The sequence below is a fragment of the Actinomadura sp. 1N219 genome, from assembly GCF_044326405.1.
In the GTDB taxonomy this organism is placed as follows: Bacteria; Actinomycetota; Actinomycetes; order Streptosporangiales; family Streptosporangiaceae; genus Spirillospora.
Genome location: NZ_JBIRAY010000001.1, coordinates 347,904 through 362,727 on the forward strand (window position 1 = coordinate 347,904; position 14,824 = coordinate 362,727).

A 14,824-nucleotide genomic window follows, 5' to 3' on the forward strand; every position below is an offset into this window, starting at 1 on the left:
GCCGGATCAGTCGTAGAGCGTGGTGGTGACCGGGACGTCGTCGTTCAGGCCCGCCTTCCGGACGATCGAGGCGGCGCGCTCGCGGGCCTCGGCGCGCAGGGCGGGCTCGTCCACCGTCGTGACGCGGGCGCCGTCGTAGAGGCGGCGTCCGGCCACCCAGGTCTCGGCGATGCTGGCCGCGCTGGCCGACCAGACCAGGGCCTGGAGCGGGTCGGAGTACGGCGTCCACTCGTGGTGGCCGAGGTCGAACAGGACGAAGTCGGCCTGCTTGCCGGGCTCCAGGGAGCCGATCTCGTCGGCCCAGCCCAGGGCCTCGGCGCCGTCGATGGTCGCCATCCGCAGCGCCTTGCGCGCGCCGACGAGCGTCGGGTCGAGCCGGGCGTCCTTGAACAGCCCGGCGACCAGATGGACCTGGCGGTGCAGGTTGAGGTTGCCCGCCGCCGAGACGCCGTCCGTCCCGAGGCCCACCGAGACGCCCGCCTCGATCATCTCGGGGTACTTGCCGATGGCGGTCGCGCCCTTGGCCAGCTTGAGCGAGGTGGACGGGCAGAACGCCACCGACGTGCCGTGCTCGGCGAGCCGCGCGACCTCCGCGTCCGTGAGCGCGACCGCGTGCGCGAGGACGAGGTTGGAGCCGAGCCCGCCGCCCTCGGCCACCCGCGTCACCGGCCAGCGCCCGTACTTCTTCTCGCTCACCCGCGACTCCTCGATGGAGGACGCGATGTGGTAAGTCGTCCCGACCCCGAGCCGTTCGGCCAGGTCGCGGGCGCCGACGTGCAGCTCAAGGCTGCACGGCTCCTTGCCCTCGATGTTGACCCAGCAGCGGATGCGGCCGCCCGCGTGCCCGTTCCATTGCCGAACCGAGTCTTCCAACGCCTCCAGGGCGACCTTGTGGTCGGGGAAGAAGTGGTGGTCGACCATCTCCTGCGACCAGCCGGGCGGGATCGCCTCGGGCTTGCGGTCGGCGGCGTGCCGGCCGACGATCCCGCGGATGCCGATCTCACCGGCGGCGCGCGCGGTGAGCCCCGCGTCGTTCTGGGCGCCCATGTCGAGGAAGCAGGTGGTCCCCGAGCGGAGCATCTCGGTCGCGCCGAGGCGCACGCTGACCGCCTCGTCCTGGTCGTCCACGTGGGCGTAGAACGGCTTGGCCCAGTGGAACACCCACGCCCGGGTGGACAGCACGTCCGGGAAGACCGCCCGGCTCAGCGTCTCCGACAGGTGGACGTGGGTGTCGATCAGGCCCGGGATGACGCCGCGGCCGCGGCCGTCGATGCGCTCGCCGACCGCGGTGTCTCCGAGCCGGGCCAGGACGTCCTCGGTGGGGCCGATGTCCACGATGCGGTCGCCGTCCAGCAGCAGGGCGGCGTCGTGCAGGACGCGGTCGCCGGCGTCCACGGTCATTGCGAAATCCAGGTGCTCGATCAGCGTGCTGCGTCCCGCCGCGGCGTCGGGTCTGGTCATCCGGGCTCCTTGACGTGCGCTCTTGACGTGGAACTCATCAGTCATATCATATCTGTCGTAATACCAGTTGCTCCAGAGGGAGGGTGCACATGGCCGGTTCGGCCGCGTCCGATCAGATCGCCCGCGGGCTCGCGGAGCGCGCGGCGGAGGCGGGGCTGGACGCCGTCGTCTGCCTGTCCCCGGAGAACGTCGCCTACGCCGCCGGGTTCGTCGTCCCGTCCCAGCCGCTGATGCGCTGGCGGCACGCCGCCCACGTCGTCACCGCCGACGCCCGCGAGGCGATGGTCTGCGTCGACATGGAGGAGTCGACGGTCCGCGCCGCCCGCCCCGATCTGGAGGTGCGCGTCTGGGCCGAGTTCACCGGCGACCCGATGGGCGCGCTGGCCGGCCTGCTCCGCGACCTCGGCCTCGCCGGCGGGACGGTCGGCATCGAGCTCGGCTACCTCTCGGTGACCGACCACGGCGCCCTCACCCGCGCGCTGCCGGGCACCGCGCTGCGGGCCGCCGACGACCTCATCGCCCAGGCCCGGCAGGTCAAGACGCCCCGGGAACGGGAACTCCTGACCCGGCTGTCGCGCATCTCCGACCAGGCCATCGGCGACTCGCTGCGCGCGGTCCGCGCGGGCGACACCGAGATGGACATCGCCGCCGCCCTCACCCGCTCCGTCTACGAGCAGGGCGCGCAGCAGTTCAAGCTGATGATCGTGGCGACCGGGGAGCGCAGCCAGCTGCCCAACGTCGGGCCGACCGCCCGCGTCCTCAAGCCCGGCGACGTCTGCCGCGTCGAGATCTTCTCCGTCCTGGACGGCTACCAGGCGGGCGTCTGCCGCACCGCCGTGGTGGGCGACCCGCCGCCCGAGGCCGAGCGGATCTACCAGAACCTGGTCAGGTGCAAGTACCTCGTCCGGGAGTCGATCCGTCCCGGCGCCGTCGCCCGGGACGTGTACGCGACGTTCCTCGCCGAGTTCGAGCAGCTCGGCATGCCGCCGATCGGCTTCGTCGGGCACAGCATCGGCGTCAACCTGCACGAGCGTCCCTACCTCGGCCCGTACGGGGAGGAGCCGCTGCGGGCGGGCATGGTCCTCGGCATGGAGCCGCTCGTCTACCGCAGCGGACACGGCTTCGGCATGCAGATCAAGGACATGGTCGCCGTCGAGGACGACGGCTGCCGCCTCCTGTCGGACGTCACCGACACCGACGAGCTCTTCAGGATCGAGGCGTGATGTCCACCGAGACCGCCACCGAGGACGTCGAAGTCGAGAAGCTCAGCCGGGTCCGCAAGGTCATCGCCGCCCGGATGCAGCAGAGTCTGGCCGGATCCGCGCAGCTCACGAGCGCGCTCGAAGTCGATTTCGGGCCGGTGATGGCGGCGCGTGCCGCGCACGGGGAGCGGTTCCGCGCCGTGCACGGCGTGTCGCTGTCCCCGCTCGCGGTGGTCGCCGCGGCCGTGTGCCGCGCGCTGCCCGAGCACCGGATGCTGAACGCGACCATCGACGTGGACGAGGGCACCGCCGCCTACCACCGCCGCGTCAACCTCGGCTTCGCGGTCGACACCGGCAGCGGGCTCATGGTGCCCAACGTCAAGGACGCCCATCTGCTGACGGTCGCGGGCCTGGCGCGCGGCATCGCCGACGTCGCCCTGCGCGCCCGCGACCGGAAGCTGCGCCCGTCCGACGTCCAGGGCGGGACGTTCACCATCACCAACACCGGATCGCGCGGCTCCCTGCTGGACACCCCGATCCTCAACGCCCCCGAGACCGGGATCCTCGCGGTCGGCAAGGTCGAGCGCCGTCCCGTCGCCGTCGGCGCCGGGGCGGACGAGCGCGTCGAGATCCGCGACATGGCCTACCTGTGCCTGACCTACGACCACCGGCTGGTGGACGGCGCCGACGCCGCCCGGTTCCTGACCGCGGTGAAGGACGGCCTGGAAGGACGCCCGATCTGGGCCGCCGACCTGGAGATCGCCGATGGCTGACAAGAAGACCTTGGACCACGTCGGCATGTCCGTCCCCGACCTGGACGCCGCCGTGGCGTTCCTCACCGTCCACTTCGCGGCGCGGGAGGTGTTCCGCCTGCCGCGCGTGGACGGCGGCGCCGGCCGCCTCGGAGCGCCGGACGACGCCGCGTTCACGCTGGCCATGCTCGACATCGGCGGCGCCAGGGTCGAGCTGATCCAATGGTGGTCGCCGGAGGCGACAGGAATGCCTCCTCGCGCGGATCTGCCGGGGGGCACCCACCTTGGCATCGAGGTGGACGACCTGGCTGGGGCGCTGGCTGCGCTCGCGGCCGTTCCGGGTGTCGGGGTCGTGGGGCGGCCCGTCACGTTCGAGGACGGGCCCACCCCCGGGATGTCCAACGCGTTCATCACCACTCCCTGGGGCGCGCTGATCGAGCTGCTCTCCTGGCGTCCTTGATCACCATTCGACGAGGAGCCGTCGGGGCGCGCGGAACGCGATGTTCGGGACGAAGTCGAACCGCTGAGGATCGACCAGCCGGGCATCGGGAAGGCGCTCGGTGAGGACCTTCAGCACCGTCCGGGCCTCCAGCCGCGCCAGCGGCGCGCCCAGGCAGAAATGGATTCCGCGGCCGAAGCTGAGGTGGTCCGAGGCGTTCTCCCGGCGGATGTCGAACGACTCCGGGGCCTCGAACGTCCCGGGGTCGTGGTTGGCGGCGCCGAGCAGCAGCAGGACCTGCGCCCCGGACGGGATCTCGACGCCGCCGACGGTGACGTCCCGCAGCGCCCGCCGCCGCCACGCGACGACCGAGCTGTCGAACCGCAGGACCTCCTCCACGGCGCCGTCCACCAGGTCCGGGTCGGCGTGCAGCGCCCGCCAGGTCCCCGGCTGCTCCAGCAGCCGCCGCACCCCGTTCGTCAGCAGGCTGGAGGTGGTCTCGTGCCCGGCGGTCAGGAACGCGAACAGCACGCTGCAGATCTCGTCCAGCGTGAACACGCCGTCGTCGCCGTCGCGGACCGCGAGCAGCGCGCTGGTCAGGTCGTCGCGCGGCGCGGCCAGGCGGTCGTCCACGAACGCCCGCAGGTAGTCCCAGAACCGCACCATCGCGGCGGCCAGCTCCTCCTGTTCGGCGGGGGTGAGGCGTCCCCAGATGAAGCGCACCCGGTTGCGCGCCCCCTCCCGGACGGTCGCGACGCCGTCCTCCGGGATGCCGAGCAGGTGCAGGATGACCCGCGCCGGCAGGTCCTCCAGGAACGCGCCGACGAGATCGTCGCCGGGACGGAGCCCGTCGAGGGCGGCGTGCGCGCTCGCCGTGATGAACGGTTCGAGCCGCGCCACCCGGCGGGGCGTGAACGCCTTGCCGACGTTCCGGCGGAACCGGGTGTGGTCCGGCCGGTCGTTGTTGCCGAGCGCGGGGACGAGCCCCCAGCCGCCCTCGTCCAGGACGCGCCGGGCGCCCTCGCTCAGCTCGGTGATCGGCTGGATCGTGTTGCCCGCCGAGTACGAATCGGGCGCCATGAAGATCGACAGGATGTCGTCGCGCCCCGTGACCACCCAGTGGTCGATCAGCCCGGAATAGAACACCGGGGCCGTCTCGCGGGCGAGCGCGAAGAAACCGTAGGGGTCGTCCAGCTGGGCGTCCGAGAACGGGTCGTAGCCGGGGTCGGCAGGCGCCTCCATCAGCGGATTCTCCAATTGTTCGAAAGGAATGGTCATGACGGATTTCGAGGGACAGGTCGCGGTGGTCACCGGCGGCGCGGGCGCGCTGGGCCGGTGCACGGCCCGGCGCCTGGCCGAGCTGGGCGCGACCGTGGCTTTGCTGGACGTGGCCGATCCGTCCGCCGCGGTCGAGGAGACCGGGGCGGGGTTCGGCGCGGTCGCCGACCTGTGCGACGAGGCGCAGGTGGACGGGGCGATCGGCGAGGTGCTGTCCAGGTACGGGCGCGTCGACGTCCTGGTGAACAACGCGGGCCTGCACGTCGGGGTGGACCGGGTGCCGTTCTGGGAGATCGGCGCGGCGACGTGGGACCGGGTGGTGGAGAGCAACGTCCGTTCGGCCTTCCTGTGCGCGAAGGCGGTCGCGTCCCCGATGCGGGACGCGCGGCGCGGGCGCATCGTGAACCTCAGCTCCGACACCGCCGTGTTCGGGATGGCGAACTTCCTGCACTACGTGACCGCCAAGGCGGCGATCGTGGGCATGACGCGGGCGCTGGCCCGTGAACTCGGGCCGTCCGGGGTCGCGGTGAACGCCGTCGCGCCAGGCGCCGTCCAGACCCCGGACGTCCTTGCGGCGCTCGGGCCGGACGGCTGGGACGAGGTCGTCGGCGGCCAGTGCCTGACCGAGCCGATCACCAGCGAGGACATCGCCCAGGCCATCTGCTACCTGTGCGGGCCGGGCGCGCGGATCGTCTCCGGCCAGACCCTGCTGGTCAACGGCGGAGCCAACATGGGCGCCTTCTGAGCCGGCCGGTCCCCTGACGCGGATGGTTCCGGCGGCCCCGGCGATCCTCCTTCGGGCCGCCGGGGCCGCCGGGGCTCATCCCTCGGGCAGGTACTTCGTGCTGAACGCCTTGCCGTAGTCGAAGTCCTTCGGCACGACGCCGGCCGCGCCGAGCTGGTCGCGCAGGGTCTTCCACCGCTCGTCGGTCATCGAGCCGGGCTTGCCGCCCAGGTAGCCGCCCTCCCGGATCGTCTTGGCGGCGAAGTCGAACGCGTCCGGGACGCTGTCCGGGTTGGTCTTCTGGACGAGCGCCTTCGCCTTGCTCGGGTCGGAGTTGAAGTTCTTCCAGCCCTGGACGACCGCCGCGACCACCTGCTTCACCAGCTCCGGGTTCTCGTTGATCACGCGTTCGGTGGTGAAGAGCAGGTTCCCGTACGGGTTGTAACCGCCGTCCTTGGCGACGCTGAGCATCGCGAAGTCCTTCACGCCCTCCTTGCGCGCCGTGTACGGCTCGGACGTGACGAAGCACTGCTGGACGAAGCCCTGCTGCCGCTTGTAGTCGGCGAGCGAACCGGTGTTGTTGATCTCCTTGACCTTGCTCAGGCCGTACTGGTGCTTGAGGAAGTCCCAGTAGGGGCTGGGCGTGCGGGCGACCATGTGGCCGTTCAGGTCCTTGAACGTCCTGATGCCCGCCGGCTTGTGGAACATCATGCACTGCAGGTTGGTGTCGAAGCCCGCGGCGACCGCGACGATGGGCAGGCCGTTCTTGCGGGCGACCAGCACCTCGTCGGCGTTGCCCACGCCGAACGTGGCCTGCCCGGACGTGACCTGCGGGATCGTCTGGATGCTCGGCCCGCCCTGCTTGACGTTGATGGTGACGCCATCGCTCTTGGCGGGCTGCTCGGCGGCGGCCTGCCAGTAGCCGCCCTGCTCCGCCTGGGCGAACCAGTTGGTCAGGATGACGGGGTCCTTGGTGCCGGCGCCGCCCGCTGCCTGCCCGGCGCATCCGGCGGACGCGGCGAGCAGCGCCACCGCGGCGACGGCCTTGATGCCGATTCTCTTCATGGAAAGTGCCTTTCGGGTGTCGGCTCAGGCGTCGTCGCGCATGGCGGACTCGTGCCAGGAGCGCAGCAGCCGGTTGCCGAGGACGGACACGGTGAGGAAGAACGCGAAGCCCAGCAGCGTCGCCGCCAGCACCTCCGCGAACAGCAGCGCGGTCGCCAGCCGGGACTGCGCGAAGATGACCTTCACGCCGAGGCCGCCCTCCTGGCCGCCGGAGCCGATGATGAACTCGCCGACGATCGCGCCGATCACCGACAGCCCGGCCGAGACGCGCAGCCCGGCGAAGATGTTGGGCAGCGCGCCGGGCAGCCGCAGCTTGAGGAACTGCACCCGGCGGGTCGCGGTGTGCATGCGGAACAGGTCGAGGTGGTTGCGGTCGGCCGACAGCAGCCCCAGCAGCGTGTTGCTGAGGATCGGGAACACCGAGATCATGAACGAGATCACGATCACCGAGGTCTGGTTGTAGCCGAACCACAGCACGATCACCGGCGCCACCGCGACGATCGGGACGGTCTGCAGCAGCACCGCGTACGGGTAGAAGCTGCGCTCCAGCGGCTTGGCCAGGCTCATCACGATCGCGCCGACCATCCCGACGACGATGGCGAGCAGGAACCCGGCCGCCGCCTCCACGAACGTGATCCGCAGGCCGGACAGCAGCGTCCCGGCGTTGTCGACGGCGGCCTGGTACACCGCGTTCGGACGCGGCAGCAGGTAGTTCGTCGAGCCGTACACGGTCGCCGACAACAGCCACCAGCCGCCGATGACCAGGACGAAGACCAGCGCCGGCGGGCCTGCGGTGCGCAGGATCTTGCTGTTCAACGGGAGACCTCCCTCAGGCAGGCGGCGACCTCGGCGCCGAGCGCCGAGAACTCCGGGGTTTCGCGCAGGGTGGGGGAGCGGGGGAACTCGAAGGGGATCTCGAAGATCCGCTCGACCCGGCCGGGGCGCGGCGACATCACGACCACCCGGTGCGAGAGGTAGATCGCCTCGTACAGGTTGTGGGTGACGAAGACCGAGGTGAACCCCTCGGCGCCCCAGATGCGCAGCAGCTCGTCCTGGAGGGTCTCGCGGGTGATCTCGTCGAGCGCCGAGAACGGCTCGTCCATCAGGAAGAACTTCGGGCGCAGCGCGAGCGCCCTGGCCAGCGACAGCCGCATCCGCATGCCGCCGGACAGGTTGCGCGGGTAGGACCTCTCGAAGCCGGCGAGGCCGACCATCTTCAGCGCCGCCGCGGCTCGTTCGACCCTCTCCTCCTTCGGGACGCCTTCCAGTTCGAGGAGCAGCCGGGCGTTGCGTTCGACGGTCCGCCACGGCAGCAGCGTGGGGTCCTGGAACACGAACGCCCTGCGGTGCTCGTCGGGGAGTTCGACCGTTCCCGCGCTGGGCTCGGTCAGCCCGGCGATGATGCGCAGCAGGGTCGACTTCCCGCAGCCGGACGGGCCGAGCAGGCTCACGAACTCGCCCTCGGCCATGTCGAGATCGACCGGGGCGAGCGCCTCGGTCCCGTTCGGGAAGGTCTTGGCCACCGCGCGCACGCGGAGCCGTGCGGCTGCGGACACCTCGGCCGGGGGCGGGGATGCCTCCTGATGGGCCATGAGCCGTACACCGCCTTTCTGGAGTTGATCTCCTGTTACGGGTGGGACATCGGACGCGCCGTCACTGGGACGGGAGGAACTGGGTCGTGAAGGCCCCCTTCACGTCGGTGGAGCGCGGGACGAGCCCGGCCTCGGCGACCTGGTCACGGATCCGCAGCCACTGCGCCTCGGTCATCGAGCCGGGAGGGGAGGAGACCCAGCGCCCGGACCGCATCACCTGCGCGGCGAAGTCGACGACGCCGGGGTCGGTGTCCTTGTTGGCGGCGATGATCGCCTGCTTGCCGATCGCGGGGTCGGCGCCGAAGGCGCCCCAGCCGCGCGCGACCCGCGCCACCACCGACCGGACCAGGTCGGGGTCGCGCTTGATGGTCTCCTCGGTGGTGAACAGCACGTTGCTGTACGCGGCGTAGCCGCCCTGGTCGGAGATCGACAGCGTGGTGACCGGGACGCCGTCGCGCTTGAGGTAGAACGGCTCGGACGTCACGTAGCACTGCTGGACGAGCGTCTTGTCCTTCTTGAACGCCGCCAGCGAGCCGGTGTAGTTGATCTCCTGGACGCGGTCCAGCTTGTAGTGCCGTTTGAGGTACTCCCACCAGGGGCGGCTCTGCACCTTGGCCACCCGCCGTCCGTCCAGGTCGGCGAAGCCCTTGAGCCCCGCGCTCGCGTGCGCGGTCAGGCAGGTGATGTTGGCCCGGAACGGGGCGAACACCGCCACGATCGGCAGGCCCTCGCGGCGCGCGACGAGCAGGTCGTCCGCGCCGGTCGCCACCCCGAAGACGGCCTTGCCCGCGGCGACCTGGGGGATCGTCTGGATGCCAGGTCCGCCGGGCAGCACCTTGATCGGCCGCTCCTTGGACCCCTCGCCGGGCTTCTGCTCCGCCGCGTGGAAGTAGCCGCCCAGCTCGGCCTGGGGGAACCAGTTGGCGAGGATCGTCACCGGCCCGGACCCCGTCCCCTCGCGAGCGCAGCCCGCGGCGACCGGCGCCAGGACCGCCAGCAGCACGACGGCGGCGGTCACCTTCCGGCGAGGCGGAACGGCCTGTCGGTTCCGTGGGGTTCGGTGCCGTGAGGTTCGGGTCGGTGGGGTTCGGTTCGGGGTGGTCGGGTGGGGCGACGGCTTGCGGGGGCGTGGGAAGGCCATGCTTCCTCTCTCCGGCCAGGGTGCAGGGGAGACATCGGACGTCTCCATCGCAACTGGTAGGACATGTACCACTGGCCTGATGTGTGATATGCATTGTGTAGGTCAGCAACCACACGTTGGCAACCCCCCAAGGCATCGTTAACAAAGCCGTTACGGACGGTCCTGAATCCGCCCGGAAGGGATCAGCCCATGTCCGAAACCCCTCATCGCCCGGACTGGACACCGCTTCGGCTCCCCGCCGCGGACCACTCCTTCTTCCGCGCCGGCGGCCCGGAACTGGTCACCACCGACCCGACGACCGGCGAGACGGTCGCGGTGCTGGCCACGTCCACGCCCGCCGACGTCGAGGAGCTGGTCGGACGCGCCCGCCACGCGTTCCGCACCGCCCGGTGGCGCAACGACGGCGCGATCCGCGCCCGGGTCCTGTTCCGCTACGCCGAGGCGCTGCGCGCCAACGCGGACAGGCTCGCCGTCCTGCTCACCCGCGAGCAGGGCAAGACGATCGGCGAGGCCCGCAACGAAGTGCTGAGCTCCGCCGAAATGGTCGAGTTCTACGCGGGCATGGCCCGCACCCTCTACGGCCGCTCGATCGCGCTCGGCGACCACGCCCACGGCGTGGTGCTGCGCGAGCCGATCGGCGTCGTCGGGATCATCACGCCCTGGAACTGGCCGCTCGTCCTGCTGGTCCGGGCCCTCGCCCCGGCCCTGGCCGCCGGCAACGCCTGCGTCGTCAAGCCCGCCAGCCTCACCCCGGCCGTCACCGTCGAGGCGCTGGCGCCGCTCGCCGCCGACCCCGACCTGCCGGCCGGGATCCTCGGCTGCGCGGTCGGGTCGGGCGGCGTCACCGGCGACGCGCTCGTCGGCCATCCCGACGTGCACATGATCGCCTTCACCGGCGAGACCGGCACCGGCGTGGGCGTGATGAAGCGCGCCGCCGACGACCTGCGCAAGGTCTCGCTGGAGCTGGGCGGCAAGTCGCCCAACATCGTCTTCGCCGACGCCCGCATGGACAAGGCCGTCGAAGGCGCCCTCAACGCGGTCTTCACCACCACCGGTCAGATCTGCACCGCCGGCAGCCGGCTCCTTGTCGAAGAGTCAGTGCGCGAGGAGTTCGTCGGACGGCTTGCCGAACGGACCCGTGCCCTGCGGCTCGGCGACCCGCTGGACCCGTCCACCCAGATCGGGCCTGTGGTGTCGCGCGGCCAGCAGCGCGAGGTGAACGACTACATCGAGCTCGGCCGCAAGGAGGGCGACATCCTGGCGGAGGCGGCGCTGCCCGGCGGCCTGCCCGAGGGCGCGTTCGTCGCGCCGACGCTGGTCGGCGGGCTGGCCCGCGACTCGCGGCTCGTCCAGGAGGAGATCTTCGGGCCGGTGCTGACCGTCCAGGGCTTCGCGGACGAGGACGAGGCGATCACGCTGGCCGAGGACACCGAGTTCGGGCTCGCTGCCGGGATCTGGACCACCAACCTCGACCGCGCCTGGCGGGTCGGACGCGCGGTCAGCGCGGGCACCGTGTGGATCAACACCTACCACCACTTCTACGGCGAGGCCGAGGTCGGCGGGTTCAAGAAGTCGGGGCTGGGCCGCCAGCAGGGCGTCGAGGGGATCGCCGAGTTCACCGAGACCAAGCACCTGAACTTCGATTCCAGCCCGACCCTCTGGTAACCGCCCGACCCGAGCCCGACCCGCACGCAATCACCGCGACACCTGAAGGAGAACGCCGATGCCGTTCGTCACCGTGCACCTGTGGGAGGGGCGCACCGTCGACCAGAAACGCGCGCTGGCCAAGGCCATCACCGACGCCATGGTCGAGCACGCGGGGGCGCGCCCGGACGGGCTGCACGTGGCCATCCAGGAGTACCCGAAGGAGAACTGGGCCCGCGCGGGCGTCCTCGGCACCGACAGGACCGACGCATGAGCGACGAGAACGTGCTGGACGCGCTCATCCCGGAGAACACGGCGCTGCTCCTGATCGACATGCAGAACGCCTTCGTCCACGACGAGGGCACGCTGGGCGTGTCGGGCGTGGACGTCAAGCCCGCCCAGGCCACGATCGAGCCGGTCAGGCGGCTGGCGGAGGCGTTCCGCGCGGCGGGGCTGCCGGTGATCTGGACGAAGCAGGTCCACCTCGAAGCCGATTCCGCGCGGGCCCGCAAGGTGCTGCCGTCCCACACCAGCAAGCGCAAGCGCGTGTCCGCGCTGTCGGGCACCTGGGACGCCGCATTCGTCGACGAGCTGTCCGACCTCGCTGACGACCCCACCTACGTCGTGACCAAGCACAGGTTCGGCGCGTTCTACGAGACCCGGCTGCAGTCGCTGCTGGACATGCTCGGCGTGCAGGGCCTGTTCGTCGCGGGCGTCACCGCCAATGCCTGCGTGGAGACGACGCTGCGCGAGGCGTACCTGCGCGACTACGACGTCGTCGCGGTCACCGACGGGATCGCCGCCGTCCGGCCCGAGTGGACGGCCACCGCCGAAGCCGTGTGGGCGCAGTATCTCGGCGTCCTGGCGACCAGCGACGATGTGGCGTCCTGGCTGGAGCGGGCGGCGACGCCGCGCGCCTTGCAGGTCCATCACCTGCTGCTGGAGGCGGTCGACCTGGACGCCTCCGTCGACTTCTACACGAACGTCCTGGGCTTCACCGTCCGCAAGCGGGAGGACTTCCGCGACGGGCGCCGCCTGGTCGTCACCCACCAGGGGCTCGGCCTCACCGAGGGCGGCACCGGCGCGGGCGGCACGCTGCAGCACCTGTGCTTCTCCGCGCGCGACGTCGACGGGATCGCCGAACGCGCCCGCGCCGCCGGGCACCGCATCGTGCGCGGCCCGGGTCCCGGCCCGTACGGACACACCGTCTACGTCGCCGACCCCGACGGCCATGAGATCGAGCTCGCCGAAGTCGAACCGTCCACGCCCTGACCCCGGGGAGACCCCTTGAAGATCAACGACATCCAGGTCCACCTGGTGCGGCTGCCCGCCCGCCGGGACCACAACTGGGCCTCGAAGATGAACACGCCCATCGGGCACCACGCCATCGTCGAGCTGACCACCGACGAGGGCGTCACCGGCTGGGGCGAGGCGCCCGCCGGCGGCACCTGGGGCGGCGCGCACATGCGGTACTACGGGGAGACGCCGGAGACCGTCCGGCACATCGTCCTGGACCACCTGCGGCACGCGGTCACCGGCCTCGACCCCGCCGAGCCCGGCGTGCTGCACGCCCGCATGGGCAAGGTGGTCAAGGGCCACCCGTACGCCAAGGCCGCCATCGACGTCGCCTGCTACGACGCGGCGGGCAAGGCGCTCGGCGTCCCCGTCTCCACCCTGCTCGGCGGACGGCACCGCGACGGCATCGAGGTCGCGCACTCGCTCGGCATCATGGACCTGGACCGCTGCTACGCCGAGGCCGAGCAGGCCGTCGCCGAGGGCGCGCGGACCATCAAGTGCAAGACCGGCCTGGACCCCGAACGCGACGTCACGCTGGTGCGCGAGCTGCGCCGCCGCCTCGGCGACGACGTCAAGATCCGGGTGGACGGGAACGAGGGGTACGCGTCCGTCCACCAGGCGATCGAGGTGACGCGGCGGCAGGAGGAGCACGGCATCCTGCTCTGCGAGCAGCCGTTGGCGGGCGCGCGCGACCTGGCGCGGGTGGCGTCCCGGATCGACAGCCCGGTCATGGCGGACGAGTCGGCCTGGACCGTCCACGACATCCTGGAACTGCACGACCTCGACGCGGCCGCCTGCTTCTCCTGCTACGTCACCAAGCCCGGCGGCCTCTACCGGGCGCGGCGGCAGGCCGAGATCGCCGAGGACCTCGGCATGTACTGCGACATCGGCGGCTCCATCGAGACCGGCATCGGCAACGCCGCCAACCTCCAGCTGGGCGCCGCGCTCCGCATCGCCACGCTGCCGAGCGTGTGCCCGGTGTCCAGGCCCGCCGGGTCGGACGGCCCGGACATCGCCGGGATCTACTACCTCGACGACCTGATCACCGAGCCGTTCCGGTTCGCCGACGGCCAGGTCATGACGCCGGACGGCCCCGGCCTCGGCATCGAGGTCGACCGCGCGAAGATCGACAAGTACCGGGTATGAGGGTCGCGGTGCTCGGGGCCGGGGCGGGCGGGCTCTCGGCCGCCGTCGAGCTCACCCTGGCCGGGCATGACGTGCGCCTGTGGAACCGCAACCCGATGACGCTGGCGCCGCACGTCGAGCGCGGGGCCGTCGCGTACGCCGGGGTGTTCGGGACGGGCGAGGCCGTCCCGGAGGTCATGACGACCGATCTGGCCGATGCGCTGCGCGGCGCCGAGGCCGCGGTCGTCTGCCTGCCGAGCATCGCGCACCGGGCGCTGTTCGCGGACCTGGCCCGCCTGCCCGTCCAGGTCCCGGTCGTGCTCAACCCCGGGCACACCGGGGGAGCGCTGCACGCCCGCGCCGTCTTCGCCGAGCACGGGACGAAGCTCCCGCCGCTGGCCGAGTTCTCCACGCTGACCTATGTGGCGCGCGTCCGCTCCGGAACCGTGGTCACCACCGGACGGGCCGGAACGGTCCGAGCCGCATGCCTGCCGGGAGGGGACGAGGCGCTCGACCACGCGCTGCGGCTCTTCCGGGGTGCGACGGCGGTGCAGGACGTCCTCGCGTCCAGCCTGTCCAACGTGAACCTGGTGCTACATCCGCCGGGCGCGGTGCTGGGGGCCGCCTGGGTCGAGGCGACGCGCGGCGGCTTCACGTTCTACGTCGAGGGCATGACGCCCGGCGTCGCCCGCGTCCTGGAGGCACTCGACGGCGAACGCCGCGCCGTGGGCCACGCATTCGGTCACGCACTACCGGGACTGCTCGCGGAGATGACCGCGATCGGCACGGCTGACCCGGTCGCGGCGGAACGCGGCGACGTGGTCGGCGCGGTACGCGGCGGGACGGCCAACCGAGAGATCGCAGCACCCGGCTCGTTCGCGCACCGCTACTACCGGGAGGACCTCCCGTACGGGCTGCTGCCCTTCACCGTCCTGGCCGGGATCGCAGGCGTACCCGTCCCGACCGCGAACGCCCTGCTCACGCTGGGCGCGACCGCGACCGGCGACGACCCGTCGGCCGAGGGCCTGAACGCCGCCCGCCTGGGCCTCACAGGGCTCGACACAGCCGACGTCCTAGCCGTCGTACGAGCCTGAACCCTTGAGCC

15 protein-coding genes are annotated in these 14,824 nt (G+C 71.7%); 9 read left to right on the forward strand and 6 right to left on the reverse strand.

What is annotated here, in order from left to right; translation table 11 throughout:
- Positions 1–6: 6 nt before the first annotated feature.
- Positions 7–1,461, reverse strand: coding sequence for an amidohydrolase family protein (locus tag ACH35V_RS01640; RefSeq protein ID WP_395969685.1), 1,455 nt, complete (start codon positions 1,459–1,461; stop codon positions 7–9).
- 89 nt (positions 1,462–1,550) lie between these two features.
- Between ACH35V_RS01640 and ACH35V_RS01645 the strand changes: the two genes are divergently transcribed.
- Genes ACH35V_RS01645 through ACH35V_RS01655 form a run of 3 tightly spaced genes read left to right on the forward strand, consistent with a single transcriptional unit; the run spans position 1,551 to position 3,875 of the window.
- On the forward strand, positions 1,551–2,684 hold the full coding sequence (locus ACH35V_RS01645) for a M24 family metallopeptidase (protein WP_395969686.1): 1,134 nt from the start codon (positions 1,551–1,553) through the stop codon (positions 2,682–2,684).
- Entirely contained in the window at positions 2,684–3,436 is a 753-nt protein-coding gene (locus tag ACH35V_RS01650) for a 2-oxo acid dehydrogenase subunit E2 (RefSeq protein ID WP_395969687.1), read from the forward strand. The genes ACH35V_RS01645 and ACH35V_RS01650 overlap by 1 nt, the downstream gene beginning before the upstream one ends.
- On the forward strand, positions 3,429–3,875 hold the full coding sequence (locus ACH35V_RS01655) for a VOC family protein (protein WP_395969688.1): 447 nt from the start codon (positions 3,429–3,431) through the stop codon (positions 3,873–3,875). The genes ACH35V_RS01650 and ACH35V_RS01655 overlap by 8 nt, the downstream gene beginning before the upstream one ends.
- Here ACH35V_RS01655 and ACH35V_RS01660 read toward each other — a convergent pair whose 3' ends face one another.
- Positions 3,876–5,096 (reverse strand): cytochrome P450, encoded by a 1,221-nt coding sequence (locus ACH35V_RS01660; protein ID WP_395969689.1) that lies wholly within the window; start codon positions 5,094–5,096, stop codon positions 3,876–3,878.
- A gap of 34 nt (positions 5,097–5,130) precedes the next feature.
- Between ACH35V_RS01660 and ACH35V_RS01665 the strand changes: the two genes are divergently transcribed.
- On the forward strand, positions 5,131–5,877 hold the full coding sequence (locus ACH35V_RS01665) for an SDR family NAD(P)-dependent oxidoreductase (RefSeq protein ID WP_395969690.1): 747 nt from the start codon (positions 5,131–5,133) through the stop codon (positions 5,875–5,877).
- 75 nt (positions 5,878–5,952) lie between these two features.
- Here ACH35V_RS01665 and ACH35V_RS01670 read toward each other — a convergent pair whose 3' ends face one another.
- The 4 genes from ACH35V_RS01670 to ACH35V_RS01685 form a co-directional block, all read right to left on the reverse strand.
- Positions 5,953–6,921: an ABC transporter substrate-binding protein gene (locus ACH35V_RS01670; RefSeq protein ID WP_395969691.1), complete on the reverse strand. Its 969-nt coding sequence runs from the start codon at positions 6,919–6,921 to the stop codon at positions 5,953–5,955.
- Between the two features lie 24 nt (positions 6,922–6,945).
- Positions 6,946–7,737: an ABC transporter permease gene (locus tag ACH35V_RS01675; RefSeq protein WP_395969692.1), complete on the reverse strand. Its 792-nt coding sequence runs from the start codon at positions 7,735–7,737 to the stop codon at positions 6,946–6,948.
- Positions 7,734–8,513 carry an ABC transporter ATP-binding protein gene (locus ACH35V_RS01680; RefSeq protein WP_395969693.1) on the reverse strand — a complete coding sequence of 260 codons (780 nt, stop codon included), beginning with the start codon at positions 8,511–8,513 and terminating at the stop codon, positions 7,734–7,736. The genes ACH35V_RS01675 and ACH35V_RS01680 overlap by 4 nt, the downstream gene beginning before the upstream one ends.
- A 61-nt stretch (positions 8,514–8,574) precedes the next feature.
- Positions 8,575–9,531: an ABC transporter substrate-binding protein gene (locus tag ACH35V_RS01685; protein WP_395969694.1), complete on the reverse strand. Its 957-nt coding sequence runs from the start codon at positions 9,529–9,531 to the stop codon at positions 8,575–8,577.
- Between the two features lie 312 nt (positions 9,532–9,843).
- On the opposite strand from ACH35V_RS01685, the gene ACH35V_RS01690 reads away from it, so the two are divergent.
- Genes ACH35V_RS01690 through ACH35V_RS01710 form a run of 5 tightly spaced genes read left to right on the forward strand, consistent with a single transcriptional unit; the run spans position 9,844 to position 14,813 of the window.
- Positions 9,844–11,319, forward strand: coding sequence for an aldehyde dehydrogenase family protein (locus ACH35V_RS01690; protein WP_395969695.1), 1,476 nt, complete (start codon positions 9,844–9,846; stop codon positions 11,317–11,319).
- A 58-nt stretch (positions 11,320–11,377) separates the two neighbouring features.
- Positions 11,378–11,572, forward strand: a complete 195-nt coding sequence (locus ACH35V_RS01695) for a 2-hydroxymuconate tautomerase (RefSeq protein ID WP_131968092.1) — start codon at positions 11,378–11,380, stop codon at positions 11,570–11,572.
- Positions 11,569–12,570 carry an isochorismatase family protein gene (locus tag ACH35V_RS01700; protein ID WP_395969696.1) on the forward strand — a complete coding sequence of 334 codons (1,002 nt, stop codon included), beginning with the start codon at positions 11,569–11,571 and terminating at the stop codon, positions 12,568–12,570. The genes ACH35V_RS01695 and ACH35V_RS01700 overlap by 4 nt, the downstream gene beginning before the upstream one ends.
- Before the next feature lie 15 nt (positions 12,571–12,585).
- The gene (locus ACH35V_RS01705; RefSeq protein ID WP_395969697.1) at positions 12,586–13,740 is read left to right on the forward strand and encodes a mandelate racemase/muconate lactonizing enzyme family protein; all 1,155 of its coding nucleotides are present in this window, start codon (positions 12,586–12,588) and stop codon (positions 13,738–13,740) included.
- Positions 13,737–14,813 carry an NAD/NADP octopine/nopaline dehydrogenase family protein gene (locus tag ACH35V_RS01710; RefSeq protein ID WP_395969698.1) on the forward strand — a complete coding sequence of 359 codons (1,077 nt, stop codon included), beginning with the start codon at positions 13,737–13,739 and terminating at the stop codon, positions 14,811–14,813. The genes ACH35V_RS01705 and ACH35V_RS01710 overlap by 4 nt, the downstream gene beginning before the upstream one ends.
- The last annotated feature ends 11 nt before the right edge of the window (positions 14,814–14,824 follow it).